This is a genomic window from Lutibacter oceani (genome assembly GCF_003384935.1).
GTDB lineage: Bacteria > Bacteroidota > Bacteroidia > Flavobacteriales > Flavobacteriaceae > Lutibacter > Lutibacter oceani.
In genome coordinates, this window is sequence record NZ_QTTQ01000012.1 from 88,157 (window position 1) to 115,034 (window position 26,878).

The following is a 26,878-nucleotide window of genomic DNA, read 5'->3' on the forward strand; positions in this document are numbered from 1 at the left end:
TTGTAGCATTTAAATGAAATAAAATCCATTCTTGATTTTTATCATACAATTATTTAACTGCGAATTGTAACTTACATTATTATGCATTTTAAAACTTAATAAGTTGATTAAAATAGTAGCCCTCTTATCCACTTTATTTATTAATTTATATGGTGCACTATTTCTGTTTTTTACAAGTAATAAAAAATTTAAAAATCGTTTTTATTTAGGGATTTTCTTTTTTGATAGTTTTATTTTATTTGTAGGTCATTTCTTATCATTTAATGAGTTTTGGAACACATTCAGGTATTTAGATTTTATATTTTTAGCTGCTTTACTTGCATTTTACCCATTATATTACTTATATCTTAATAGTGCTTTTAATTTAATTATTGTGAAATCTAAATGGATTTATCACTTTATTCCTTCAATATTAATTGCAGTTGCAATGCTTATAACTACTTTATTTGCGAATTGGGAAGATTATCAAGTATATATGAACAATAATTTATATAGCACACCTTTAACTAGCAATTCATCTTTAGCTTTAGCGTATTTGTATAAAGGTTCCAGAGCATTTCATTTAATTCAAATTATAATTTATAATTTTTTGGCAATTCGCTATATTTTTAAAACTCATAAGGAAATGAATAATTCATTTTCAGATATAAATAAATATCAATTACGCTTATTTTACACTGCAAACATTTCATTTATTTTACTTATGTCAATTCCTGGATTTTATGTTACAGCCATAGGCAGAACTCCTTTAAACTCTAACGAAATGTTACTTTTTTATGTTTGCATTTTGTTTACATTACTTTATTTAATTTTGGCAATTATTGGTTTAAAACAACTACCAATAAATTTACAGTTATCTCAGGAAAACAATACTAAAAACCTTAACATTCACAAGCACGATTTATTAGAAATTGAAAAAAATCTGATTCACTTATTTAACGATAAAAAACCATGGTTAAATCCAAATTTAAACATTTGGGATGTTGCAAGTAGTATTGGTACTAATAGATCTTATGTTTCAAAAGTTATAAATGAAAGTATGGGGTATAATTTTAACCATTTTGTTAATAATTATCGAGTAAATGAAGCTAAAATACTCTTAAAAACCAAACCTCAACTTTCAATTTCAGAAATTAGTGAACTATCTGGCTTTGGATCTTTAAATACTTTTATAAGAACCTTTAAATATTTCGAAAACTGCACACCTACTGAATTTAAGCTTCATAATTAATAGCTTTTTACGATTTGAAACCTCGTTTATACGATTTGCAATCTCAATATGAGTAACAATTTCTAATTTTATATTATAAATAAAAGGAATACTATGTTTTTAGTTACTCATTTGGGAAGTAATTGCTGGAAACTGTTTTAATATGTACCCCACAACATACTAAAATTAAATTGTTATGTAAAGGACTTTAAATTTAGTATTTCTTTTTTTATAAAACACGCAACATAATTTCAGCCTTTGCCACAGTTTCATCCCATTCATTTTTAGCGTTACTTTCTCCTGTAATACCTCCACCAATATAAAGTATTGCCTTATTAGCAACTAGTTGCATACACCTCAAATTAACGACTAAATTGGTTGAATTATTTATATTTAATTCACCTAAATACCCCGAGTAAAAAGTTCTGTTATAATTTTCTTTTTTTATAATAAAATCAGTAGCTATACTTCTTGGAATACCACAAATTGCAGGTGTTGGATGTAATGAATGAATTATATTTTCTAATAAATCGGATGCTTTTAATTTGCCCAAAATATCAGTTCTTAAATGCACTAAACTTCCAGCTTTAACAGTATAAGGTCCCTCAACTTGCAAATGTTCAATTTTATCTATTATATTTTCTAAAATAAAATCGGTAACAAATTGTTGTTCGTGTAGCTCTTTTTCTTGCCATTTAACACTTAAAGTTCCATTATACTTTTGTGTACCTGCAAGTGCCATTGTTTTTAAATTATCTTTTTCAATACTAATTAAACGCTCTGGTGTTGCTCCCATCCATAAGCCAATTTTTGGATGAAACCAACAATAAACAAATGCATTTTTGTAATTATTCAGCATTTTTTTTAATACTTCAAATACATCTACATTTTTACAAGAAACAATTTCTTTTCTTGACAAAACAATTTTTTTAGCTCCATTATTTCTTATAAAATCTATTGCGTTTTGTACAATGTTTATATGTTGTTCTTTCTCATTTTCATCTTTCGCATTATTTATTTTTGAAATAGTTGATTTTAGCTTAAAATCGTTTTTTATAGCACTTTGAAAAGATTCACAAGAATCATAAGGAAAAATAATTTTAGATTCACTTTTGCTAAAAGGTGAAAAAATAAATCCTTTTTCTTTAAAAGACTTTAAAATAGATAGTTCTGCTGTTTTTTGACACAATGCAGAAATTTCAGTTTCGTTAGGTTTTCTGTAAACAACAAAAGGTAAATTAGTTTTATAAACTTTATGAACCTTCTCAAAAAAAGAATCGATATTATTTAATAATTCCATTAATTTAATTGTTGCATTAAACTATTTTTAATTTCGTTAAAATGAGTCCAAACCAAACCGTGACCAGCACCATTCAAAGTTAACAATTCAAACTGTGGTGAAGAAAATTTTTCATTTAAAATTAATGAATTTTCATAAGGAACTATCCAATCTTTATTACCGTGAATACTTAAAATTTTGGAAGGAGTTTCATTCCAATTATTTTCAAATTTTATCAAATCTGATTTATGAGATATTTTTTCTTTTGATGCTGCTTTCCAAACTTTAGGTAGCAACCAATTAGTTAACTTCCACTTATAAAAATTTAAAGCCCAAGGCATAAATTCAGCTTTTGAATAAACAGCCGGAGCCAGCAATATAATTTTTTTATATTCTTTTTTTGAAGCCAATACAATTGAACCACCATATGAATAGCCAACCAAAATTGTTTTTGAACCAGCTAAATTTTTAGTTAAATCTTCTAACATTTCAGTTTCAAAAGCAATGGATTCCTGAACATCTCCAGTTAGTTTTTCTCCATAACCAATTCTATCATAAGAAATTAAATTAGCTTTTGAGTGTAACTCGGCATCAAACATATATTTTTTAAAATCTAAACATGAACCTACAGAACCATGTACAAAAACAATAGTTGCTTTTGAAGTGTCAATTTCTTTTTGGGTTGTTAATACACGATATTTAAAATTTTTATATGCTAAATAGTTAATATAAATTGAAGTGTTATTTTCAGAAAAATCTTCCTTAATTTTTTCATCAGATTTTGGTGTAGAAAAACGGTAAAAAAGTACAATTAAAACACTAAGCAGTAAAAATAAACCAATGCCAATAACCTTTGCAATTATCTTAATTCTTTTCCGCATACATTATTTTTTAGCTAAAATATAATTGGTTATTTTACAAATAGAAATAACTCTACCTCTATCATCTTCAATTTTAATTTCAACTAAATGTATTGTTTTCCCTTTATGAATTATTTTTGCTGTGGCTGTAACTTTACCCTTTCTTACGCTTCGTAAATGATTTGCTGAAAATTCAATTCCACGCACAGAATATTTATCCATATCAATTGCCAGCATAGAACAAGGACTTCCAACACTTTCTGCCAAAGCCATAGTTGCACCACCATTTAAAATTCCATCTGGTTGGTGTACTCTATAATCTACAGGCATTGTAGCTACTAAAAAATCTTCACCAAAATCGGTGTATTTTATGTTTAAAGTTTCATTTAATGTGTTTTCACACATTTTATTTAACATATTTAAAGTTGCTTCTCTAGAATTCATAATTAAAAAGTTGGTTGGTAAAAATAAGAATTAAAACTTTAAATACTACCTTTGCATTTTAATTGTATACAATAAAAATGGCCTATAAAATTAGAGTTATATTAGATGTTGAAAAAGATGTTTTTCGAGACATTATTGTAAATGAGTCTATTAATTTAGAAGAATTACATTTTACAATAGCAAAATCGTTTGGTTTTAAAGGTCAGGAAATGGCTTCTTTTTATTTAACCGATGATTCTTGGGAACAAGGTGAAGAAATTCCATTGTTTGATATGTCTGAAGATGAAAACTCATTTTCAATGACCAATTGCCTAACTTCAATGGTTTTAAAAAAGGTAGGTGACAAACTAATTTACATCTACGATTTCTTTTCCATGTGGACCTTTTTTGTTGAATTATCTGAAATTATTGATGATTATGAAGAAGATTTACCAGTAATTGCACTTTCATTTGGAAATACACCTGATGAAGCTCCTGAAAAACAATTTATTGGGTCTCAATCTAATGAAGATAATTATGACGCCTTTGATGATGAAAGTAATTTCGAAAACTTAGACGATATTGATTTTGATAATTATTAATTAAATGATTTTTAGAAAAGCCACTAAAAATGACGTACCACAAATTGTAAAATTATTGGTAACAGATAAATTAGGTAAATTAAGAGAAAATTATAACAATCCCTTACCTACTTATTATTACAATGCTTTTGACTTTATTAATAAAGATGTAAATCAGGAATTAATGGTTGTTGAAAACCAAGAAGATCCAAAAATTTTAGCATCATTTCAACTTACTTTTATTCCTTACTTAAGTTATAGAGGAAGTCTTAGGGCACAAATAGAAAATGTAATGGTTAGAGAGGATTTAAGGGGACAAGGTATTGGCAAACAAATTTTTGAATGGGCAATTATTAGAGCCAAAGAGCGAAAAGCACACGTTTTACAACTAACAAGTGACAAACTTAGACCTAGAGCCATTAAATTTTATAAAAACTTAGGTTTTGTAGCCACACATGAAGGTATGAAACTGCATTTTAAATAAACACTTTTATTACTCTGGTCTTATAATATAAGTATTTACATTTTCGTAATTTCTGGTAACAAAATCAAAAGCTACTTTTAAAATTTCTCCCATAGTATTGCACTTTTTAAAGTCTTTGTCTTTAGTATATTCAACCAAATCCATTTTTAACTGCTTAATTTTTTCTGGAGTAGAAATTCCATCATTTATCATACAGGCTAATAAATCGTTAACTCTTTCTTGAGAACCCTTAAGTCTACGAGCAATTGCAGAACGTTCTTCTTTTTTATATTGCTCTACAGATTCATTTTGTAAATTATCAGAAACCATTTTTACAAAAGGGTAATTTTCTTTAAAAAACTGTGGAAAATAAACTTTTAAATTACCTTCAAAACTTTGCTGATCAAAATCCATAGCTCTTATTCTGTATTCCACTTGATCAAAATCGTAAGAAGCAACAATTACATAGTTATACGAACGCATATCTCCTAATAAACGAATCATACAACGTTCATTAAATTTTACAAATTCTTTTGAAAGTCTTTTCAGTCCCCTCGTGGAAACTGTTTTTAAATTTTCAGCTAAAAACTGATCACCAGGAATTCCCAATACGTGCTCTTCAATAAGCGTATCTTTATAAACTAAAAAGTTAATATTATTTGGCGACAAAATGTGTTCAAGCTCTAAACCATAAACTCTTGAAGCATCCGCTTTTTTAATATATAAATAGGTATGGTTATCATTTAAAATATTTCTTATTTTAATTCTAAATGGCTTCGAATTTCCAAAGGTGCAATAGTCTATAGCATCTACAGTTAAAAAGGGTAAAGAATCTTCACTACCATCCCCATGCAAAATTAAATACATCCGTTTTAAACTTAAATCAATTTCTTCCCGTTCGTGTTCAGCATAATAAACGCGCACCCATAAAGTATCTTCACCATTTTTATCATACACCACAATTGCACCTGCAAAACGCAACAAATCATCATAAAAAACAGGAATTTTAATATTTCTATTGTACTCCGTTAAATAATCATACAGCTGTTGATTGATTGGAAATGCGGGTTTTTTTTGTGAAATTAATTTTTGTTCTTCCATTTTTAAACTCTTGTAAAATTCAAATTTAGTATATTGCTGTAACAAAATTCAAAAATCATCGTCTTAATTTTATACTAAACTAATTAATATTGGAAACAATTCTCTCGATAAAAAATCTCGATAAAAAATTCGGAAATATTCACGCAGTAAATAATTTATCTTTTGATATTAAAAAAGGTAATGTTTATGGCATTTTAGGTCCTAATGGAAGTGGAAAATCGACCACATTAGGTATTATATTAAATGTTGTAAATAAAACTTCAGGCGAATTTAGTTGGTTTGATGGCAATTTATCCACACACCAAGCATTAAAAAAAGTAGGAGCTATTATAGAACGACCTAATTTTTATCCTTATATGACAGCTATTCAAAATTTGAAATTAGTTTGTAAAATAAAGGAAATTCCGTTTACTAAAATTGAAGAAAAACTAAAAACTGTTAATTTATTTGAACGTAGAAATAGCAAATTTAAAACCTATTCTTTAGGTATGAAACAGCGTTTGGCAATAGCTTCTGCCCTGTTAAATGATCCTGAAATTTTAATTTTAGATGAACCAACCAATGGTTTAGATCCACAAGGAATTCACGAAATTCGACAAATTATTAAAGATATTGCTGCAAACGGAACCACTATTTTATTAGCTTCACATTTATTAGACGAAGTAGAGAAAGTGTGTACACATGTGGTTGTAATAAGAGAAGGTATTAAATTATATTCAGGTAGCGTTGATGAAATGACAGCTTCACACGGTTTATTCGAATTAAAAGTAGCATCTGGTGAAGAGAAACTTCTTGAATTGTTATCTGACTTTGAAGGAATAGCAAGTACAAAATTAGAAGAAGATAAAATTATTGCTACCTTAAATAAACCAATTTCAGCAGCAGAAATTAATAATTATTTGTTTGATAATGGTGTTGTTTTATCGCATTTGGTAAAACGTAAACCAAGTTTAGAACAACAATTTTTAACACTAACCAACAATAAATAATAATGTTAAGACTACTAAATATAGAAATCCATAAACTAAAATATAATAGAGCAAGTAGAGTTTTAATTCTTATCTATTTTATTTTATTAACTTCAATTGCACTTATTGCAGCAATTAAATTTGATATTGGTCCCATTCAGTTTCATTTAGCTGAACAAGGAATTTTCAATTTCCCTTATATTTGGCATTTCAATACCTATATGGCTGCCATTTTCAAATTCTTTTTGTTATTGGTTATTGTTTCTATGATGGCTAACGAATACAGTAACAAAACATTAAAACAAAATTTAATAGATGGTTTAAGCAAAAAAGAATTTATTCTTTCAAAATTTTACACGGTAATTGCGCTTGCTTTTATTTCAACCTTTTTTGTTTTTATTGTTTCAATAATTTTAGGATATAGTTATTCAGATTTTAACGAATTTTCAATTGTAACAACAGATTTAGAATACTTATTAGCGTTTTTTATAAAATTAGTAGGCTTCTTTTCTTTCGGTCTTTTTATGGGTATTTTAGTTAAACGCTCAGCATTTGCAGTTGGCGGAATTCTTGTTTGGTTTTTTGGCGAAAGTATTTTGAAAGGTTATTTGTTTTGGCAATTTAAAGATGCAAGTGATACAACTGAAAGAGTAAATAGTATTATGCAATTTCTTCCGTTAGAATCTATTTCAAACTTAATAAAAGAACCTTTTACACGTTTAAGCGCCGTAAAAACTGTTGCTAAACAAGTTGGTGAAGATTTATCTAAAGATTTTTCAGTACAAACATCAGATTTAATAATTGTTTTGGTATGGATTGCCATATTCATTTACTTATCATACGCTTTATTAAAAAAGAGAGATTTATAAAATTATAAATCTCTAAAGTTTTAAACCTCAATAGCGTCAATAGTTATTGAGGTTTACTAAGTTATTTATATATTTGAATGGTTATATTTAAACTTAGTATGAAAAAATTAATAGGCTTCATTTTTTTTTGTTCCTTTTCTCTTTTATATGCTCAAGGTGAAGCAAATACCTGGTATTTTGGTGAAAAAGCAGGGCTTGATTTTAATACAGGAGACCCTGTTGCAATTTCAGATGGAAAATTAAATACACGTGAGGGTTGCTCATCTTTTTCTGATGCTCAAGGTAATTTACTTTTTTATTCAGACGGATCTACGGTTTGGAATAAAAATCATAACCCTATGCCAAATGGCACTTTTTTAAAAGGAGATGCTTCAAGTTCTCAATCAGCTATGATAATTCCAAAACCAAACAGTACTACAGAATATTATTTGTTTACTGTAGGAGCAAGAGTCAGTGGAGGTGAATACGGTTTTTATTATTATACAATAGATATGAACGCCAATGGTGGCTTAGGAGATGTCACTATTGGTCCCGTTGATTTAAATGAAGGAAGAGCAGGTGAATGGTCTGAAAAAGTTGCTGCAATTAATGGTGAAGAGTGCGAAACTTTTTGGGTTATCTCTTATGTTAGCAATCAATTTAAAGCATATAAAGTAACTGAAAATGGAGTCGCAGTTACTCCTGTAACATCAACTGTAAACTATTTTGCTGAAGACAGAAGAGGCTATTTAAAAATTTCCCCAGATGGTAAAAAAATTGCAATTGCACACATGTCAGATAGAAGGTTTATTTTATATGATTTTAACAATGCAACTGGTGTAGTTTCAAACCAACAAATTTTAGATCTTATAGCTCCTGGAAATGCACCTTATGGAGCTGAATTTTCTGGAAATGGAGAAAAATTATATGTTACAGCTTCAAACGATTTTTATAGTGAAGATCCTGCAGAATTTAATAATCCTAATAATCAGTTTTCTACCTTATATCAATTTGATATTACAAAACAAAGTACTACAGCAATAAACAATTCAAGAGTTGTTTTAGATTCTCAAAACCTTTATAGAGGAGCATTACAATTAGGTCCAGATCAAAAAATTTATAGGGCAATGTCTTCTTCCTATAGTACAGGTTTACCCTTTTTAAGTGTAATTGAAAACCCTGAAAACGATGGCTTAAATTGTAATTATAAAAATAATGTAATAAACTTAGGTTCAAATAAATCTACACAAGGACTTCCTCCTTTTATTGCTTCTATTTTTTATCTTATAGAAATTACAAATGAAGTTAGCGATGAAGTAATCACTAATCAAACCATAAAATTATGTACTGGTAACAATTATACCTTTAAATCTGAGATTTTGCCCGGAAGCCCTGTTTACAATTGGAAATTTAAAGATTCTATAATAAGTAATTCAACAACAATTACATTAACAAATATTGAAAAACAAAATGCTGGATTGTATCAATTGGAAGTTGATTTAGTGGATGAATGCGGTAAATCAATCTTATATCAAGGTAAATTTGAAGTTGAAGTTTACGACCCTCCTGTTGCCCCGGAAAACATTATTTATGACCAATGTGATATTGATGCAAATAGCTTAGACGGTATTACACTTTTTAATTTAGAAACAAAAATTCCAGAAATTACAAATAACAACTCAAATTTAGAGGTCACATTTTATGATTCTGAAATTAGTTTTAACAATAATAATCCAATATTAAGTGCTTCTGAATATATTTCAGCAACAAACCCAAATCTTATATTTAAAATTACTGACAAAAGAACTGATTGTTTTAATATCGGTACTATGGAGTTAAATGCCTATCCTACAAGTTTAGACACTTATAACACTTTATATATTTGCGAAAATGATTTAGGAATTGGAACCGAATCAAGTATTGGAAGCGGTGAAGGCACTTTTGATTTTGAAGCTAAAAGAGATGAAATAAACACTCTATTTTCCAATTATAATATTGTTGTTGAATTTTATGAAAACTCTCAAGATGCCCAATTACAAGTTAATAAAATAACTGGCACAAATAATTATTCAAATACTGAAATTTATGTGCGAATTTCTAATAAGGACAATAACAATTGTATTTCAGCAGGAAAATTCAACTTGGTGGTTAACCAAATTCCTGAACCAAATAGTGTTGATGAAATTGTGATTTTATGCATTGGAAATATTGAAGATACTCCTCGTCCTTATTCTGTAGCTTTAGATGGAAATACTTATGTTCAGGGTGATAAATATCAATGGTATTTAAATAAGCAACCACTTACAGTAGATGCTACAAATCCTATTTATTTTGCAAAAGAAGCAGGTTTTTATGAAGTAGAAGTTCTTAGGGATTTTGAAAATGACTCCAATAATATGGAAGATAATAGTACCTGTATCGGTTTCAGTAATTTTGTTGTAATAACATCTAATATTCCTGTAATTTATCCTGAAAATATAATTATTACAGATGATTCAAACAATAATACTATTACTATAAACAACAATGAATTAGGTATTGGAGATTATGAATATACACTAAATGACTTTTATGGTGAATACCAAGATGAGCCCTATTTTGAAAATGTCCCTGCAGGAATACATACTATTTATGTTAGAGATAAAAACGGTTGTGGTTTTAGTCAGCTTGAAGTATCTGTTTTAGGGTTTCCAAAATTCTTTACACCTAATAATGATGGAATAAATGATACTTGGAGAATTCCTGGTGCAAATAGTAATTTTTACCCTTCTTCTAACATTTATATTTTTGATAGGTTTGGTAAATTTATAACTTCATTAAACCCTAATAATATTGGATGGGATGGTACTTTAAACGGAAAGTATTTACCATCAACAGATTATTGGTATTCTGTTGAACTTAAAGATCAACAAGGAAATACTCGAATTAAAAAAGGGCATTTTAGTTTAATTAGAAGGTAATTAATATTTTTTTAATATTGCTTTTTGCCTTCCGTTTACCAAGTAAGAATTCACTTCGGGAATAGTTTCTCCTTCATAACTGGTATTACCAGTTGAAGTACTATTTTTTCCATCGGCTGAAATAATTTCAAAAATTATTAAGTTCTCTTTTTTGGTATATGTTGAAACTATAAAAGAATCCATTACTTTAAAAAAGCTTGTAAAAATCCCAGTTTTAAAATAAGAATCTATAGCAATTGAGTTTTTTTCATCAATAATATAATGTCCATTTTTTACATCAACTACTTTTAATTCATAGTTTCTTATATCTTCTTTTCCTTTTAAATTGTATGTAATTTTCCATTGATAAAGAGAATCCGTCTTTTTAGCAATATCAAGTTGCATAGTTACTCGCATTGCAATTGAATCTACTCCATAAATTTGAAGTTCTCCTTTATAATTGCCTTCCCAGGAAGCGGGAAATAACTCTTGAGAAAACCCATTAAAACTTATTATTATTAAATATAAACAAGAAAATAAAACTTTTAATTTCATAAAAAAAATTATAACTGTGAATTTACAAAATTCAACTAAAATTTCATTTAATTAATAATAATAATAATAATAATAATAAAGATTTGTTAAATAATTATCCGACTTAGATATGATTATAAATTAGTTTATTTTTGCAAAATGCAATTCAAATTAGAATCAAAATTTAAACCTACAGGAGATCAGCCCGAAGCTATAAAACAGCTTTATGAAGGCATTATCTCTAATGAAAAATTTCAAACTTTATTAGGTGTTACGGGGTCTGGTAAAACATTTACTGTTGCTAATTTGATTGAAAAAGTTCAGAAACCAACGTTAGTTTTAGCACATAATAAAACTTTGGCGGCTCAGTTATATTCAGAGTTTAAACAGTTTTTTCCAAATAATGCAGTTGAGTATTTTGTATCGTATTACGATTATTATCAACCTGAAGCTTTTTTACCTACAACAGGAACCTATATAGAAAAAGATTTATCTATAAATGAAGATATAGAAAAACTTAGAATAAGTGCTTCTTCTGCCCTACTTTCAGGAAGAAGAGATGTAATAATAGTTGCATCCGTTTCATGTATTTACGGTATTGGAAACCCTGTTGAATTTAAAAAAAATATAATTACAATTGAGGTTGACCAAATTATTCCACGTACAAAATTTTTACAATTATTAGTTACCAGCTTATATTCAAGAACTGAAATAGAAGTAAGTAGCGGTACTTTTAAAGTTAAAGGTGATACCATTACAGTTTATCCTTCATATGGTGAACACGCTTATAGAATTCACTTTTTTGGAGATGAAATTGAAGAAATTGAAAGTTTTGATGTTACTAACAATCTGGTAGTAGAAAAATTTGAACAACTTAATATTTACCCAGCAAATTTATTTGTTACTTCTCCTGATGTATTGCAAAATGCTATTCATGCAATTCAAGAGGATTTAGTAAAACAAGTAGATTATTTTAAAGAAATTGGCAAACATTTAGAAGCAAAACGTTTAAAAGAGCGTACTGAATTTGATTTGGAAATGATTCGTGAATTGGGTTATTGTAGTGGAATTGAAAATTATTCACGTTATTTAGACGGACGAGATCCAGGAACAAGACCTTTCTGCTTATTGGATTATTTCCCAGATGATTATTTAATGCTTATTGATGAAAGTCACGTAACGGTTCCGCAGGTTCATGCCATGTATGGTGGAGACAGGTCTCGAAAAGAAAATTTGGTTGAATATGGTTTTAGATTACCTGCTGCAATGGACAACAGACCTCTAAAATTTGATGAGTTTGAAGCCATTCAAAATCAAGTTGTTTTTGTAAGTGCTACTCCTGCGGATTATGAATTACAAAAAACTGAAGGCGTTTTTGTTGAACAAGTAATTAGACCTACTGGATTGTTAGATCCCGAAATTGAAGTACGTCCAAGTATTAATCAAATAGACGATTTAATTGAAGAAATTCAAGTTAGAGTAGAAAAAGATGAACGAACTTTAGTGACAACTTTAACAAAAAGAATGGCTGAAGAATTATCAAAATACTTAACCAGAATTCAAATTAGATGTCGTTATATTCATTCTGATGTAGATACATTAGAGCGCGTGGAAATTATGCAAGATTTACGAAAAGGATTATTTGATGTGCTAATTGGGGTGAATTTATTAAGAGAAGGGTTAGATTTACCTGAAGTTTCTTTAGTTGCTATTTTAGATGCCGATAAGGAAGGTTTTTTAAGATCTCATAGGTCTTTAACACAAACTATTGGTAGGGCAGCAAGAAATGTTAATGGGATTGCAATTATGTATGCTGATAAAATTACAAATAGTATGCAATTAACAATAGATGAGACAGCTAGAAGAAGAGAAAAACAAATAGCATATAATACCGCAAATAATATTACACCAACTCAAATTAAAAAGAGTATAGAAAATACCTTAGCTAAAAATACCGTTTCTTCGTATCATTACGAGAATTCAATTGATATGGCTGCCGAAGATGACTTAAATTACTTATCTAAAACTGAAATTGAAAAACGAATTAAAGAAAAACGAAAACTAATGGAAGAAGCTGCAAAAGCTTTAGATTTTATAGTAGCTGCCAAATTACGTGATGAAATTAAAGTTTTAAAAGAAAAAGTGTAATAAAATAACTACCCTAAATACACAAGCTGTAATTTATTAGGTTGAGCTTCTAAAAACCAATAAAAAAAGCATTGATTATAAATTCAATGCTTTTTTTATGCTAAAATTACAAATCGTAATTCGTAATTGATAATTCCAAGTACTAATTTCCTTTTTGATAATCCTTTAAAAACTGGGCCAATCCACTATCAGTTAAAGGGTGCTTTAATAAACCTTTAATAGCACTTAAAGGACCTGTCATAACATCAGCACCAATTTTAGCACAATCTATAATATGCATTGTATGACGCACTGACGCTGCTAATATTTCAGTTTCAAAACCATAATTATCATAAATATGTCTTATTTCAGAAATTAAATGTAAACCATCTGTTGAAATATCATCTAATCTTCCAATAAAAGGTGACATATAGGTTGCTCCTGCTTTTGCAGCTAACAATGCTTGTCCAACTGAAAAAATCAACGTAACATTTGTTCTAATTCCTTTATCTGAAAAGTATTTACATGCTTTTACTCCATCAGCAATCATAGGTAATTTTACAACAATTTGAGGATGTAAAGCTGCTAAAGCTTCACCTTCTTTTACCATTCCTGCAAAATCTGTTGCAATTACTTCAGCACTAACATCACCATCAACAATATTACAAATATCAACATAGTGTTGTAAAATATTTTCAGTTCCAGTAATCCCTTCTTTTGCCATTAATGATGGATTAGTAGTTACTCCATCTAAAACACCCAAAGCTTGTGCTTCTTTAATTTGATCTAAGTTTGCTGTATCAATAAAAAATTTCATTGTCTTAATTTTAATTAATTTATCCACAAATATAAAATAATACTATGGAATAAGAATATATTAAACTAGAAATGTTTTAAATAAGTGTATTTTTAACACTTTTAAATAAACCTTATAAATATTTAACTTATATTAAAGTAACTTATTTAATATTATAATGGTTCACTAATAATCTTTCATACATTTTATCGGAAAGTACCTTTTTTAAAATAATTGAAAATTTCTACATAAAATCCCATACTTCGCGTATTATTTATTAATTCTCACTTATTTTCTTCTATAAAAAGTAGACAAATCTTTGGTTTTTGAACCGCTAGGGAAGAAAAAAATATCATTCATTTAAAACAGAATTTTAATTTATATATATTACTACCTGTTTTAAAGCCTAAGAAAGTTGTTTTTTTTGTTAAAGATTTTTTATATTAAAGTGCTATTTTGAATTATATTGAGGAACTATGAAAAAAAATATTTTTATTACAGCTATTTTATGTTTCTTTTTAAACATAACATTTATTAATGCTCAAAAATCTTTAACTGCATCATCTGCTCAAGGTACTGCTACATCTAATACTGCTGTGAATGTCTGGAATACTGTAGCTTCAACAACACTTAATTTAACAGCAGGTGTAAAGGTATTAGTAGAAGCAACAATTGAAGTTCAAGTAACTAGTGGGAATAGTGATATAAATACTCAATTTAGGTTGACAGATGGTACTAATTTTGGTCAAAATATTTCGCGTTATGTTACAACAAAAACATATACAGACAAGGGGATTGTCGCAATTTCATTTATTTTCGATTATGGTGCGGGTTTTACAGGATCAAAAACTTTTAGCTTAGAACAAGCCAAAACTACAACTGGTGTAAGTAAAATATTTACATCAAAAACTGAAATTACTGCTATTGAGATAGCTAGTAGCAATGTTAGCTTACCTAATGGGCAAGCAACAACTGTTTCAATAAGCACTACATCTTCAACTTATGTAGCAGCTGCAAACACAAATAGCATTGTACTTGAAAAACCTGCAGATATTTACATTGTTTCAACATTTTCTACCAGGGCTGCAAATGCTCCGGCAGTAGGGGCATGGTGTTTACAAGAATCTATAGATAATAGTACTTTTACAGATATTCCTAATTCTCAAATTACAAGATCTATTATAGCCGCAAATGAAAATGGTAATGGTGCCGCTACTTTAGTCACTTTAATTAAAAATAAACCTGCCGGGAATTATTATTTTAGGCTAGCGCATAAGGTAAATTCTGGAATAGATATTATAACAACTGGAGCTACAATATCTGCTGTTGTTTTAAGAAGTACAATAGCCACAGGAGACGATGTATTTCCTGCTTATAGTGATTTCCCTCCAAGTGCAACAAGTACTTTAAATAGTTATAGCGACATAGCAACGGCTTCTATAACAGCTCCTACAAATGGCATTACAGATAATAAGTTTTTTATGCATGCCACCTATAATATGTCGGCTTCGGGTGCTAATATAGAATATGCTACCTACAAATTTGGGAGTTCTGCAGGAACATTACCTCTTTTTGAAATACAGCGCTATGTTCTTAATGGAACAACAGGTAGTGGAGGATTGATTGGTATTGTAAGTGGAATAAATGAAGGAACCTCTTTTAATGCTTCTTTTCAGCATAAAAATTCGGGTGCTACGGGTACGTTAACTACTTCTAATTTGAATACTATTGGTTTTTTTCTAAATAGTGACCCTTTTAGCACACTCTCAATTGAAGAGGATATCTTAAATACTAACATTTCTATATATCCAAATCCTGCCCAGGAACAATGTTATATTAGTAATAACGTAACCGATGGAGAAACTTCTTTTAAGTTTTATACATTAACCGGACAGTTAGTGCATTCCATAAATGTACTGCCTAAAACCAATACTAAAGTAAATGTTACAGGTTGGGCTTCTGGAATTTATATTATGAAAGCTACTAATAATGGTGTTAATATTGCAAAAAAATTAATTATAGATTAAGCTAAGTGCTTATAATTTATAATGATTCATTAATAATCTTTCATACATTTTATCAGAAAGTATCTTTTTTAAAATAATTGAAAATTTCTGCATAAAATCTCCAACTTTGTAGTGTATTTTAGGTTTTGGAGTATTTATTATTTTAAGAATTGCTTTTGCCATTTCAATAGGATCACCTCCACTATCAACATGTGCATCCATTAAATCTAAATTTTCCTGGTATGTTTTTTTATAAGGCGAATTTTCAAAAACGGGCGTATGATATCTTCCTGATGCAATGTTTGTAGCGAAATCTCCTGGAGCAACATTAGTAACTTCTATACCAAATCCTTTAACTTCCATTCTAATTCCTTCTGTAACAATCTCTAAAGCACCTTTTGTTGCGGAATAAATTCCCCTAAAAGGCAAGCCCATATAACCTGCAATTGAAGTAACATTAATTATTAATCCGCTTTTTTGTGCTCTCATTTGTGGCAAAACAGCTTTCATAACATCAATTGCTCCAAAAAGGTTTGTATCAAAAACTTTACGCATTTCTTCAGTTGGAGTTTCTTCAATTGGACCTGTAATTCCCATTCCGGCATTGTTAATAAGCACATCTAACCTTCCTTCTTTGGAAATAACTTCGGTTACCGCAGCATCAATAGTTTTAATATCTGTAACATCTAAAGCTACTAGTTTAAATGGATGATTTTTAATGCTTTGGGGATTTCTACTTGTTCCATAAACAATAAAACCTTTTTGGGTTAAAAATTCACCCACAGACTTCCCTATTCCAGAAGAACCTCCTGTTATTAATACTACTTTACTCATTTTAATTTTGAAATTTGAAAGCTGTAAATTTAAAAAGTTAAATTTAGAGTACATCCTAATTATTAAATATTATTAAAAAATTTAAAGCTTTTTGGAAGTCAGTTCCTTTTGAAAGGATTTAAGATAGGAGCATAAAAAAAGGCAAGCTACCTACATCACACCGCTACAACCTAATACCCTTGCTGCGTTCCCGCCCTGGGGGATTCAAAGGGAGCTGGTTGTGTAGGACTTGCCCGGTGCAAATTTACAATCATTTTTTAGTATAAACAATCATTTTTTTTATATTTTTATGTAACTTTTTTAATGAACTGTTTACTAATAATTTATTAAAAAAAATAAATATTAATGTTAATCTTAAACTTTAGATACTAAAAGTGTATTTAGTATATTTGTTAATCTTAAACAAACAATCAATTATGGAAAACCAACAATCAACATCATCAAAACAAGTAATGTTAAATTACGGCCTAATTTTAGGAGTAGTTTCAATTATTCTTTCAGTTGCTATTTATGCAATGGGTAAAATTTATGACCAAGGATTTGGGGTTATGGCTGCCAGCTTTGTAATTATGGCTGTTATAACTTTTATGGCTCTTAAAAAATTTAAAGAAGGTAACAATAATCTATTAAGTTTAGGTCAGGCTTTAAAAATTGGTTTAGGAATTGCTTTAATTGGAGCAATAATTTCCGTTATATACAATCAAATTTTCATCAACTTTATAGAACCTGATTTTATGGAAAATATGATGAAGGTAAGTGAACAAAAAATGCTTGAACAATACCCTAACATGACAGATGAACAATTGGAAGGTGCAAAGGCAATGCAGGAAAAATTTTCGAGTCCATTAATTGGTGCTGCAATGGGAATTATTGGTAGCTTATTATTTGGTTTCATTATCTCATTAATTGAAGGTTTAATTTTAAAAAGAACTGAAGAAGATTAAAAACAAAATAAATAAATGGATATATCAGTAGTTATTCCACTACTTAATGAAGAAGAATCTTTAAATGAATTACACGATTGGATTGCAAAGGTTATGCAATCCAATCGTTATTCTTATGAAATACTTTTTATTGATGATGGTAGTACAGACAGTTCTTGGAAGGTTATAGAAACCCTCTCAAAAAAAAATACAGCAGTTAAAGGAATTAAGTTTCAAAAAAACTACGGAAAATCACAAGCATTAAATGCTGGTTTTAAAGAAGTTGAAGGAGATGTTGTTATTACCATGGATGCAGATTTACAAGACAGTCCTGAAGAAATTCCTGAATTATACAATTTAATTACAAAAGATGGTTTCGATTTAATTTCTGGCTGGAAAAAGAAACGTTACGATTCTAAAATAAGAAAAAATATTCCTTCCAAACTTTTTAATGCTGCTGCTAGAAAAACTTCTGGCTTAAAATTACATGACTTTAACTGCGGCCTAAAAGCATATAAAAAGGAAGTAGTTAAAAATATTGATGTAAATGGTGAAATGCACCGTTACATTCCTGTACTTGCCAAAAATGCCGGATTTAATAAAATTGATGAAAAAGTTGTTGCACATCAAGCCAGAAAATATGGTGTCACAAAATTTGGGATGGATCGGTTTATTAACGGTTTTTTAGATTTAATTACCATTTGGTTTTTATCTACTTTTGGTAAAAGCCCCATGCATTTATTCGGTTTATTGGGTACAATAATGTTTATTGTAGGTTGTACATTTGCCTTTTATTTAGGTATTGACAAGCTATTTTTCAACCCAACAGGAAGGCTAATTACAGATAGGCCACAATTTTATATTTCATTAGTAACAATGATTATTGGTACTCAATTCTTTTTAGCTGGTTTTTTAGGCGAAATAATGCTTCGTACAAAATCAGGTACAAAAAGATATACCATTTCAAACAAAATCAATTTATAACGTTTTAGTAATTAGTACTATTTATTTACATTCAATTACAGTATTTTTGCATTAAACTTGATTAAAAAACATTATGAGCACATTATTAGAAAAAGCTAAACTTTGGCTAACCGATACTTTTGACACTGAAACCAAAAAAGAAATTCAACATTTAATTGATACTGATCAAGATCAATTAGCAGATCGATTTTATAAAGATATGGAGTTTGGAACTGGTGGAATGAGAGGAATTATGGGAGTTGGAACTAACCGAATTAACAAATACACATTAGGTAAAGCTACACAAGGTTTATCTAATTATTTAAACCAAACTTTTTCTAATAAACAAATAAAAGTTGCTATCGCTTTTGATTGCAGACATAACAGTAAATCTTTTGCTAAAATTGTTGCCGATGTATTTTCTGCAAATGGGATACAAGTTTGTCTATTTGAAGATTTAAGACCAACTCCTGAACTTTCTTTTGCCGTAAAATATTTAGGTTGTGATGCCGGAATTGTTTTAACTGCATCTCACAATCCGCCAGAATATAATGGCTATAAAGTATATTGGGCAGATGGTGGACAAATTGTACCACCACAAGATGGAGAAATTATAAATGAAGTAAATAGCTTAGAATTTTCAGACATTAAATTTAATGCAAATGAAAATTTAATTGAAGTTGTAGGAGAAAAAGTTGATGACGCATTTATTGAAGCATCCGTTAAAAACGGTACATTTAATATTGAAGGAAGAGCTAATTTAAAAATAGTATTTACTTCTTTACACGGTACATCTATTACAGCTATACCGAATGCTTTCGAAAAAGCTGGTTATACAGATGTTCATATAGTTGAAGAACAAAGAGTTCCAAATGGTGATTTTCCAACGGTAGCTTCTCCTAATCCAGAAGAACCAGCAGCCCTTAAAATGGCAACTGATTTAGCCGACAAAATTAGTGCAGACATTGTTATTGGAACAGACCCTGATTGTGATAGATTAGGAATTGCCGTGAGAGATTTAGAAGGAAATATGAAGTTGTTAAACGGAAATCAAACCATGTGTTTAATGACTAACTTTTTAATTAAAAAATGGCAGGAAGCAGAGAAATTAAACGGAAAACAATTTGTGGGTTCAACTATTGTATCAACTAATTTAGTAAATGAAATAGCTGCAAGTTATGGTGTTGAAACTAAAGTTGGTTTAACGGGTTTTAAATGGATTGCTAAAATGGTTCGTGAAGCAGAAGGAAAACAAGAATTTATTGGTGGTGGTGAAGAAAGTTTTGGTTATATGGTTGGTGATTTTGTGCGCGATAAAGATGCTGTAACTGCAACTTTATTAGCTTGTGAAATTGCAGCTGAAGCTAAATCTAAAGGAAGTTCAATATATCAGGAATTATTACAAATTTATGTGAATAATAATTTTTACAAAGAACATTTAATTTCATTAGTAAGAAAAGGAATGGATGGTGCACAGCAAATTGCACAAATGATGGTTGATTTACGCGAAAATCCAGTTACTGAAATCGATGGTTCTAAAGTTAATTTTGTATATGATTACGAAGCTTCAACAAAAACCAATTTACTTACAAATACTGTTGAAACAATTGACATTCCAAAATCAAATGTTTTAATTTATGAAACGTTAGAAGGTACTAAAATTGCTGCAAGACCAAGTGGGACAGAACCTAAAATAAAATTCTATTTTAGTGTAAATGCACCCTTAGATGCTATTGAAAATGCAAAGAATGTTGAAGCTGAATTAGATGCTAAAATACAACGTATAATTGTTGAAATGAAATTGACTTAATCCAGTTAATTATACTATTTAAAATTTAATGAAATATTTCAGACAAATACTAATTTATGCAAAACCGTATAAGATATACGGTTTTTTTAACATTATTAGTAATATATTTTATGCATTATTTGGAACTTTAGCATTTGTATCCTTAATGCCTATGTTAAAAGTACTTTTTAAAAGTGCCGAACCAATTAATACTCCACCTGCTTACAACGGAATTACAAAATTAGGTGATTATATAGAAAATTCAATCAATTATTTTATTACACAAAAAGTAAATAATGAAGGTGAATTAAAAGCCTTATTATTTATGATTGTGATAATAATAAGCACCTTTTTATTAAAAAATATTTTTGGTTATTTAGCTATGTATTTTATAACCTTTTTAAGAAATGGAGTTTTAAAAGATGTTAGAAATGATTTGTATGAAAAAACTGTTGATTTACCTTTAGCTTACTTTTCAGAAAAAAGAAAAGGTGATATTATTGCCAGAATTTCAACAGATGTATTAGAAATTCAACATTCCTTTTTATCTATTTTAGAACTAATTGTTAGGGAGCCTTTAATGATTATTTTTACAATAATAGCAATGTTGGCATTAAGTCCAAAATTAACACTTTTTGTATTTATTTTTATACCAATAGCTGGGTTTATAATTTCATTAGTTGGTAAAAAATTAAAAAAACAATCGGATAGTGTACAAAAAGAACAAGGTCAATTTTTATCCATTTTAGAAGAAACTTTAGGAGGATTAAGAGTTATTAAAGGTTTTAATGCTGAACATTATTTTAATTCAAAATTCAGAAATTCAACAGCTCGTTTTTACAAGTTTTCAAATTCTTTATTAAACCGACAAAATTTAGCTTCACCATTAAGTGAATTTTTAGGAATTGGTGTTATTGCCATTTTATTATGGTATGGAGGTTCACTAGTTTTGGTTGAAAAAACGCTTGCACCTGATGCTTTTATTGTTTATATGGGGTTAGCTTACAATATTTTAACACCTGCAAAGGCAATTTCAAAAGCTATTTACGGAGTTAAAAAAGGAGATGCTGCTGCTGAACGCGTTTTGGATATTTTAAATACAGAATCTCCCTTGGCCGACGCTCCAAATGCACAGGAAAAAGAAAATTTCAATACCGGTATTTCCATTCAAAATGTTTCATTCAAATATCAGGATGAATACGTTTTAAAAGATTTTTCTTTAGAAATCCCTAAAGGAAAAACAGTTGCTTTTGTAGGCCAGTCCGGAAGTGGAAAATCAACTATTGCAAATTTACTTACACGGTTTTACGATGTAAATGAGGGAAGTATTAAAATTGATGGAATTGACATTAAAAATATTACAAAAAAATCACTAAGAAATTTACAAGGCCTAGTTTCACAAGATTCAATTTTATTTAACGATTCTATTAAAAATAATATTTTATTAGGTGTAGAAAATAAAACTGATGCAGAAATAATTGCTGCTTCTAAAATTGCAAATGCACACGAATTTGTTAAGGATTTACCCAATGGTTACGATTCAAATATTGGAGATAGTGGTAATAAATTATCTGGTGGGCAAAAACAACGTTTGAGTATTGCCCGTGCAGTTCTTAAAAATCCACCTATTATGATTTTAGACGAAGCTACATCTGCCTTAGATACAGAATCTGAACGATTGGTTCAAGATGCTTTGGAAAAAATGATGCAAAACAGAACTTCTGTAGTAATTGCTCACAGGCTTTCAACCATTCAAAATGCTGATATTATTGTAGTACTCCAAAAAGGTAAAATTATTGAAAAGGGAACACATACTGAATTGATTTCAAACAATAGTGTATACAAAAAACTAGTTGAAATGCAGACTTTATAATTTATTAACGCAGTTAATAAATACACTTAATTTCAAAATTAATTAATAATGTTAACGGTTCTTATTTCTTAAAATAAAATAATTCCTTTTTCATTCAAACCATTGGTTATAAAGCTTCTAATTAAACACTTATAATAACAGTGTAAAAATGCAACTTTTTATAAAAGAGGAGAATGTTTGAATTAAGGTAAAAATGTCTAAAAAAAATTAAAATATCTTAAAAAAACGTTTGTAAAAGTTAAAAAGGATTGTATATTTGCCCCACCAATTGCGAGAGTAGCTCAGTTGGTAGAGCTTCAGCCTTCCAAGCTGACTGTCGCCGGTTCGAGCCCGGTCTCTCGCTCAAAAAAAAGCCAAACAATTGTTTGGCTTTTTTTATTTTAACTTATTTCCAAATAGCAGCAATAAAACAATTGGAACACCCAATATTATAACTGTTGATGTGCTTAATGAAAAAACTTCTGGAAATACCAGTAACATTAAAGCATAACCGCCTATAGCACCTCCTAAATGAGCCGAATGCCCTATATTCCCCAACTTTTTTTTCATTCCATAAATTGAATAAAGCAAATAACCTATACCAAAAATATAACCAGGAATAGGAATTGGTAATGGAAACATCATTAAACTCATATTAGGATTTAATAAAATAGAACCATAAATAATACCAGCAACTGCTCCTGAAGCACCAACAGCACTGTAATACAATTCATTTTTATGATAAGCAAGAGTTAAAACACTACCGGCAATTAAACTTCCGAAATAAATAATTAAAAATTTTATAACTCCCAGCTTTACAATAATAATTGGAGCAAAAATGTACAAAACATACATATTTAAAATTAAGTGTAAATAATCTACGTGTAAAAATGCTGATGTTAACATTCTAATTTTTTCACCTCTGTTAACAGCTCCAATTTGAAACTTGTATTTATCAAAAAACAAACGATCACTAAATCCTTTTATAGATGCAATTACGTTAGCTATTATAAGAATTAAAAGTATTTTATCAATATTCATCTTAATTATTTTTATCTGAATGCACGAATGTATAAAAAATTGATGATATTGAATTAAATGTTTATGAAGTAATAAAAAATTAAATACGATATTTGCATTCAATAATTATGAATCTATTAATTTACATACTTGTTTACCCGATAATTTGGTTGTTATCTATACTTCCTTTTCGTGTTTTATATTTTATATCTGATGGAGTTTATTTATTAGTCTATTATATAATTGGTTACAGAAAAAAAGTGGTTTTTAGTAATTTAAAACTAGCTTTTCCAGAGAAAACTGATAAAGAACTTGTAAAAATCAGTAAACTATTTTACCATCATTTTGTTGATATTTTTATTGAAATGATTAAATCGTTTACCATTTCTGAAAAAGAAATAAATGAGCACTATAAATATACAAATGTTGATTTACTTAAGGATTTATATAAAGATGGTAAAAGTGCTATTCTTACAGGTGGACATTATGGTAATTGGGAATGGGTTATAAATTTACCTTCTAAAATAAATTATAAAGGTTATGCTGCATACACAAAGGTTAATAACCCATATTTTGAGAACAAAATATTAAAAACCCGAGAACGGTTTGGGGTGTTTTTTAAACCTACTTCCTTTATAATTAGTGAAATTGATAAAAATAGTAAAGAGAATATTCAATCGTTGTACGGGCTTTTAAGTGATCAATCTCCACAATTGAAAAAAACTTTTTATTGGAATAATTTTTTAGGTGTTAAAGTTCCTATACATACTGGAGCAGAAATGCTTGCAAAAAAATATGATTTAAACATTGTATTTATGCAAGTAAAAAAAGTAAAGCGTGGATATTACGAAACCACATTTAGTTTAATTACAAATGATGCAAATAAATATAACGATTACGAATTAACTGACATTTTTTTAGAGAAAGTTGAAAAGCAAATTAAAGAGCAACCAGAATTTTATTTTTGGACACATAAACGCTTTAAACATAAAGATAAAGCTCCCAATTAATTAGTATTTGATTGTTAAACTGTTTAATTGTGTAAACGTCTCTTCAAAACAAATATAGAATAGTTTAATAAATAGCAATGTTAGTCTTAGTCTTTCAACTCACTACTATTTCCCAATTCCAAATCTGGCACCAAAAACATACATATTTTCTAAAAAGGTAAAATGTTGTGAAGCAGCATCTATTTTATTTGCTGTAGTTCTAATATCCCCCATATTTATATAACCAACCTTTAAATTAGATTGTATAAAAAAGTGTTTAAAAAATGTAATATTTAAACCTGCATGCGCTGAAAATCCAAAACCTGAAACATGAAATTCATCATAACGTTCTTTTCCGAGCAAAGTAGTGTTCGTTTTTGGGTACAAAACACCTATTCCAATACCTTCAGTTAAATTAATATCAATATTCTTAATTTTAAATTTTAGCCAATTATCTAAATTATCAAATCTACTTAATTCAACATTTACATAATTTAATCCATCAGTATGCTCAAATAATAAAAAATCTTCCGTTAAAACAATATCATCATCATTATAAATTCCATCAAAATCACCACCTAAATTTATTTTTCCGTTAATTTTTACAGTTTGGTCATTTTTCATTACATATTTCATATGGTCAACACCTAATGAAACTGTATAATTTTCTTTAAAAAAATATCCAATTCTAAAATTAGTTTGAGGAATTGTAATCTCATCAATTTTGAAATAATAAATTCCAAAAGGTTTTGGTTTATCCTTTGATTCTACATCAGAAAGGGTAAAATTATAATTCTCACCTTTAAAAGTGATGTCTGAGTTTGAATAACGTCCGCTATTCCACCCCCAATACGCAAAAAATTTCCCTTTGTTACTGCCTGAATCATTATAATTTACACTTTGAGAATAGGCAATAGTTTTCCCTAGCAATAAAATTGCTACTATTTTTAATTTCATTATTTTTTTTTAGATAATATTTTTAATTTCAGTAATAAATCGTTGCGCTAAATCATCAGCATTTTTTTGTGAAGTACTTTCAGTATATATTCTTATTATTGGTTCTGTATTAGATTTTCTCAAATGAACCCATTCTGTTTCAAAATTAATTTTCACACCATCAATGGTAATTACATCTTCATTTTTATATTTAGAAGCCATTTTTTCTAAAATAACATCAACATTTATTTTTGGAGTTAGTTCTATTTTATTTTTGCTCATAAAATAACTTGGGTAACTATCTCTTAACGCTTTACAAGACATTTTTAAATTCGCTAAATGCGATAAAAATAATGTAACTCCAACTAGGGAATCCCTTCCATAATGAGATTCTGGATAAATAATTCCTCCATTTCCTTCACCACCAATTACTGCATTTGTTGATTTCATTAAAGTAACTACATTTACTTCTCCAACTGCACTTGCTACATAATTTCCTCCGTGTTTTAGTGTAATGTCTCTTAAAGCTCTTGAGGATGATAAATTAGATACTGTATTCCCTTTTGTTTTACCCAACACATAATCTGCACAAGCAACTAATGTATATTCCTCTCCAAACATAGAACCGTCTTCGTTTACAATTGCAAGCCTATCTACATCTGGATCAACAACAATACCTAAATCAGCCTTTTCTTTAATTACTAACTCAGAAATAGCTGTTAAATGCTCTTTTAAAGGCTCTGGATTGTGAGGGAATTCTCCATTTGGTTCACAGTATAATTCAACACATTCAACGCCTAATTTTTCTAACAAAGCTGGGATTGCAATACCCCCTGTAGAATTTACAGCATCAACAACTACTTTAAATTTTGCCTTTTTTATAGCTTCAACATCAACTAATTTTAAGTTTAAAACTTCATTAATGTGTTTATTTATGTAATTTTTCTTTTTTCTATAATGTCCTAAATTATTAACTTCAGCAAATAAATAAGCATCATTTTCAGCAATTTCTAGTACTTTTTCTCCGTCCATTGCATTTAAAAATTCACCTTTATTGTTTAATAATTTTAAAGCATTCCATTGTTTTGGGTTATGACTTGCTGTAATAATTATTCCTCCATCAGCTTCATCCATAGTAACAGCAACTTCAACTGTTGGTGTAGTTGATAACCCTATATCTGTAACATTTATTCCCAAACCTACCAATGTATTACTCACCAAGCTGCTTACCATTTTACCCGAAATACGTGCATCGCGACCTATAACAACGGTTAGATTATCTTTTTGGGTATTATTTTTTAACCACATTCCATATGCTGCAGCAAATTTTACTGTATCTATTGGAGTTAAATTATCTGTAACTTTTCCTCCTATAGTTCCTCTAATTCCTGAAATTGATTTTATTAATGACATAACTAAAATTAAGTTTAGCAAAGA

General features: G+C 28.8%; 23 protein-coding genes, 1 tRNA gene and 1 other RNA gene. 14 read left to right on the forward strand and 11 right to left on the reverse strand.

Translation table 11 applies throughout. The annotated features are described in order from the left end of the window. Positions 1-103: 103 nt before the first annotated feature. The gene (locus tag BX611_RS13270; protein ID WP_115882129.1) at positions 104-1,231 is read left to right on the forward strand and encodes a helix-turn-helix transcriptional regulator; all 1,128 of its coding nucleotides are present in this window, start codon (positions 104-106) and stop codon (positions 1,229-1,231) included. Positions 1,232-1,439: 208 nt separating this feature from the next. Here BX611_RS13270 and BX611_RS13275 read toward each other — a convergent pair whose 3' ends face one another. From BX611_RS13275 to BX611_RS13285, 3 genes are read right to left on the reverse strand one after another with little or no spacing between them, the layout of a single operon-like run. Continuing rightward, the gene (locus tag BX611_RS13275; protein WP_115882131.1) at positions 1,440-2,510 is read right to left on the reverse strand and encodes an isochorismate synthase; all 1,071 of its coding nucleotides are present in this window, start codon (positions 2,508-2,510) and stop codon (positions 1,440-1,442) included. Beyond that, a complete protein-coding gene (locus BX611_RS13280; protein WP_115882133.1) occupies positions 2,510-3,370 on the reverse strand; it encodes an alpha/beta hydrolase family protein in 861 nt (286 codons plus the stop codon). The genes BX611_RS13275 and BX611_RS13280 overlap by 1 nt, the downstream gene beginning before the upstream one ends. A gap of 3 nt (positions 3,371-3,373) precedes the next feature. After that, complete coding sequence (locus tag BX611_RS13285) at positions 3,374-3,793, reverse strand: PaaI family thioesterase (RefSeq protein WP_115882135.1); 420 nt, start codon at positions 3,791-3,793, stop codon at positions 3,374-3,376. 77 nt (positions 3,794-3,870) lie between these two features. Between BX611_RS13285 and BX611_RS13290 the strand changes: the two genes are divergently transcribed. After that, positions 3,871-4,374, forward strand: a complete 504-nt coding sequence (locus BX611_RS13290; protein ID WP_115882137.1) for an IS1096 element passenger TnpR family protein — start codon at positions 3,871-3,873, stop codon at positions 4,372-4,374. Between the two features lie 4 nt (positions 4,375-4,378). Continuing rightward, entirely contained in the window at positions 4,379-4,837 is a 459-nt protein-coding gene (locus BX611_RS13295) for a GNAT family N-acetyltransferase (protein ID WP_115882139.1), read from the forward strand. Between the two features lie 9 nt (positions 4,838-4,846). On the opposite strand, the gene BX611_RS13300 is transcribed toward BX611_RS13295, so the two are convergent. Next, positions 4,847-5,917, reverse strand: coding sequence for a hypothetical protein (locus tag BX611_RS13300; protein WP_115882141.1), 1,071 nt, complete (start codon positions 5,915-5,917; stop codon positions 4,847-4,849). 89 nt (positions 5,918-6,006) lie between these two features. Here BX611_RS13300 and BX611_RS13305 point away from each other — a divergent pair, with 89 nt between their 5' ends. The 3 genes from BX611_RS13305 to BX611_RS13315 all read left to right on the forward strand — a co-directional run bounded on the left by BX611_RS13305 (position 6,007) and on the right by BX611_RS13315 (position 10,693). Continuing rightward, on the forward strand, positions 6,007-6,906 hold the full coding sequence (locus tag BX611_RS13305; protein WP_115882143.1) for an ABC transporter ATP-binding protein: 900 nt from the start codon (positions 6,007-6,009) through the stop codon (positions 6,904-6,906). A gap of 2 nt (positions 6,907-6,908) precedes the next feature. Further along, on the forward strand, positions 6,909-7,754 hold the full coding sequence (locus BX611_RS13310) for an ABC transporter permease (protein ID WP_115882145.1): 846 nt from the start codon (positions 6,909-6,911) through the stop codon (positions 7,752-7,754). Positions 7,755-7,852: 98 nt separating this feature from the next. Further along, positions 7,853-10,693 (forward strand): T9SS type B sorting domain-containing protein, encoded by a 2,841-nt coding sequence (locus BX611_RS13315; RefSeq protein ID WP_162880044.1) that lies wholly within the window; start codon positions 7,853-7,855, stop codon positions 10,691-10,693. On the opposite strand, the gene BX611_RS13320 is transcribed toward BX611_RS13315, so the two are convergent. Further along, positions 10,694-11,227, reverse strand: a complete 534-nt coding sequence (locus BX611_RS13320) for a hypothetical protein (protein WP_115882149.1) — start codon at positions 11,225-11,227, stop codon at positions 10,694-10,696. 138 nt (positions 11,228-11,365) lie between these two features. On the opposite strand from BX611_RS13320, the gene uvrB reads away from it, so the two are divergent. Continuing rightward, entirely contained in the window at positions 11,366-13,354 is a 1,989-nt protein-coding gene (gene uvrB / locus BX611_RS13325; RefSeq protein WP_115882151.1) for an excinuclease ABC subunit UvrB, read from the forward strand. Positions 13,355-13,496: 142 nt separating this feature from the next. Here the strand turns inward: uvrB and fsa are convergent, their stop codons facing one another. After that, positions 13,497-14,150, reverse strand: coding sequence for a fructose-6-phosphate aldolase (gene fsa / locus BX611_RS13330; RefSeq protein WP_115882153.1), 654 nt, complete (start codon positions 14,148-14,150; stop codon positions 13,497-13,499). Positions 14,151-14,605: 455 nt separating this feature from the next. Here fsa and BX611_RS13335 point away from each other — a divergent pair, with 455 nt between their 5' ends. Next, a complete protein-coding gene (locus BX611_RS13335; protein WP_115882155.1) occupies positions 14,606-16,156 on the forward strand; it encodes a T9SS type A sorting domain-containing protein in 1,551 nt (516 codons plus the stop codon). Between the two features lie 9 nt (positions 16,157-16,165). On the opposite strand, the gene BX611_RS13340 is transcribed toward BX611_RS13335, so the two are convergent. Next, positions 16,166-16,969 carry an SDR family oxidoreductase gene (locus BX611_RS13340; protein WP_115882653.1) on the reverse strand — a complete coding sequence of 268 codons (804 nt, stop codon included), beginning with the start codon at positions 16,967-16,969 and terminating at the stop codon, positions 16,166-16,168. 136 nt (positions 16,970-17,105) lie between these two features. Continuing rightward, positions 17,106-17,204: signal recognition particle sRNA small type (gene ffs, locus BX611_RS13345), an RNA gene on the reverse strand. A gap of 181 nt (positions 17,205-17,385) precedes the next feature. Between ffs and BX611_RS13350 the strand changes: the two genes are divergently transcribed. The 5 genes from BX611_RS13350 (at position 17,386) to BX611_RS13370 (ending at position 22,860) form a co-directional block, all read left to right on the forward strand. Beyond that, positions 17,386-17,913, forward strand: coding sequence for a DUF4199 domain-containing protein (locus BX611_RS13350; protein ID WP_115882157.1), 528 nt, complete (start codon positions 17,386-17,388; stop codon positions 17,911-17,913). Between the two features lie 15 nt (positions 17,914-17,928). Beyond that, a complete protein-coding gene (locus tag BX611_RS13355; protein WP_115882159.1) occupies positions 17,929-18,876 on the forward strand; it encodes a glycosyltransferase family 2 protein in 948 nt (315 codons plus the stop codon). A 73-nt stretch (positions 18,877-18,949) separates the two neighbouring features. Next, on the forward strand, positions 18,950-20,665 hold the full coding sequence (locus BX611_RS13360) for a phospho-sugar mutase (RefSeq protein ID WP_115882161.1): 1,716 nt from the start codon (positions 18,950-18,952) through the stop codon (positions 20,663-20,665). A 28-nt stretch (positions 20,666-20,693) separates the two neighbouring features. Next, the gene (locus tag BX611_RS13365; protein ID WP_115882163.1) at positions 20,694-22,517 is read left to right on the forward strand and encodes an ABC transporter ATP-binding protein; all 1,824 of its coding nucleotides are present in this window, start codon (positions 20,694-20,696) and stop codon (positions 22,515-22,517) included. A 270-nt stretch (positions 22,518-22,787) separates the two neighbouring features. Further along, positions 22,788-22,860: transfer RNA gene (locus BX611_RS13370), tRNA-Gly, on the forward strand. A gap of 32 nt (positions 22,861-22,892) precedes the next feature. On the opposite strand, the gene BX611_RS13375 is transcribed toward BX611_RS13370, so the two are convergent. Continuing rightward, entirely contained in the window at positions 22,893-23,537 is a 645-nt protein-coding gene (locus BX611_RS13375) for a rhomboid family intramembrane serine protease (protein ID WP_181897251.1), read from the reverse strand. Between the two features lie 107 nt (positions 23,538-23,644). Here BX611_RS13375 and BX611_RS13380 point away from each other — a divergent pair, with 107 nt between their 5' ends. Then, on the forward strand, positions 23,645-24,526 hold the full coding sequence (locus tag BX611_RS13380) for a lysophospholipid acyltransferase family protein (protein WP_115882165.1): 882 nt from the start codon (positions 23,645-23,647) through the stop codon (positions 24,524-24,526). Between the two features lie 105 nt (positions 24,527-24,631). On the opposite strand, the gene BX611_RS13385 is transcribed toward BX611_RS13380, so the two are convergent. Next, positions 24,632-25,462, reverse strand: coding sequence for a hypothetical protein (locus BX611_RS13385; RefSeq protein WP_115882167.1), 831 nt, complete (start codon positions 25,460-25,462; stop codon positions 24,632-24,634). A 9-nt stretch (positions 25,463-25,471) separates the two neighbouring features. After that, entirely contained in the window at positions 25,472-26,854 is a 1,383-nt protein-coding gene (gene glmM / locus BX611_RS13390) for a phosphoglucosamine mutase (RefSeq protein WP_115882169.1), read from the reverse strand. Positions 26,855-26,878: the final 24 nt, after the last annotated feature.

Coding starts and splice junctions, on each gene's coding strand:
- BX611_RS13275 (WP_115882131.1), bottom strand. CDS start 2,510: ATGGAATTATTAAATAATATCGATTCTTTTTTTGAGAAGGTTCATAAA.
- BX611_RS13280 (WP_115882133.1), bottom strand. CDS start 3,370: ATGCGGAAAAGAATTAAGATAATTGCAAAGGTTATTGGCATTGGTTTA.
- BX611_RS13285 (WP_115882135.1), bottom strand. CDS start 3,793: ATGAATTCTAGAGAAGCAACTTTAAATATGTTAAATAAAATGTGTGAA.
- BX611_RS13290 (WP_115882137.1), top strand. CDS start 3,871: ATGGCCTATAAAATTAGAGTTATATTAGATGTTGAAAAAGATGTTTTT.
- BX611_RS13295 (WP_115882139.1), top strand. CDS start 4,379: ATGATTTTTAGAAAAGCCACTAAAAATGACGTACCACAAATTGTAAAA.
- BX611_RS13300 (WP_115882141.1), bottom strand. CDS start 5,917: ATGGAAGAACAAAAATTAATTTCACAAAAAAAACCCGCATTTCCAATC.
- BX611_RS13310 (WP_115882145.1), top strand. CDS start 6,909: ATGTTAAGACTACTAAATATAGAAATCCATAAACTAAAATATAATAGA.
- BX611_RS13315 (WP_162880044.1), top strand. CDS start 7,853: ATGAAAAAATTAATAGGCTTCATTTTTTTTTGTTCCTTTTCTCTTTTA.
- BX611_RS13320 (WP_115882149.1), bottom strand. CDS start 11,227: ATGAAATTAAAAGTTTTATTTTCTTGTTTATATTTAATAATAATAAGT.
- uvrB (WP_115882151.1), top strand. CDS start 11,366: ATGCAATTCAAATTAGAATCAAAATTTAAACCTACAGGAGATCAGCCC.
- fsa (WP_115882153.1), bottom strand. CDS start 14,150: ATGAAATTTTTTATTGATACAGCAAACTTAGATCAAATTAAAGAAGCA.
- BX611_RS13335 (WP_115882155.1), top strand. CDS start 14,606: ATGAAAAAAAATATTTTTATTACAGCTATTTTATGTTTCTTTTTAAAC.
- BX611_RS13340 (WP_115882653.1), bottom strand. CDS start 16,969: ATGAGTAAAGTAGTATTAATAACAGGAGGTTCTTCTGGAATAGGGAAG.
- BX611_RS13350 (WP_115882157.1), top strand. CDS start 17,386: ATGGAAAACCAACAATCAACATCATCAAAACAAGTAATGTTAAATTAC.
- BX611_RS13355 (WP_115882159.1), top strand. CDS start 17,929: ATGGATATATCAGTAGTTATTCCACTACTTAATGAAGAAGAATCTTTA.
- BX611_RS13360 (WP_115882161.1), top strand. CDS start 18,950: ATGAGCACATTATTAGAAAAAGCTAAACTTTGGCTAACCGATACTTTT.
- BX611_RS13365 (WP_115882163.1), top strand. CDS start 20,694: ATGAAATATTTCAGACAAATACTAATTTATGCAAAACCGTATAAGATA.
- BX611_RS13375 (WP_181897251.1), bottom strand. CDS start 23,537: ATGAATATTGATAAAATACTTTTAATTCTTATAATAGCTAACGTAATT.
- BX611_RS13380 (WP_115882165.1), top strand. CDS start 23,645: ATGAATCTATTAATTTACATACTTGTTTACCCGATAATTTGGTTGTTA.
- BX611_RS13385 (WP_115882167.1), bottom strand. CDS start 25,462: ATGAAATTAAAAATAGTAGCAATTTTATTGCTAGGGAAAACTATTGCC.
- glmM (WP_115882169.1), bottom strand. CDS start 26,854: ATGTCATTAATAAAATCAATTTCAGGAATTAGAGGAACTATAGGAGGA.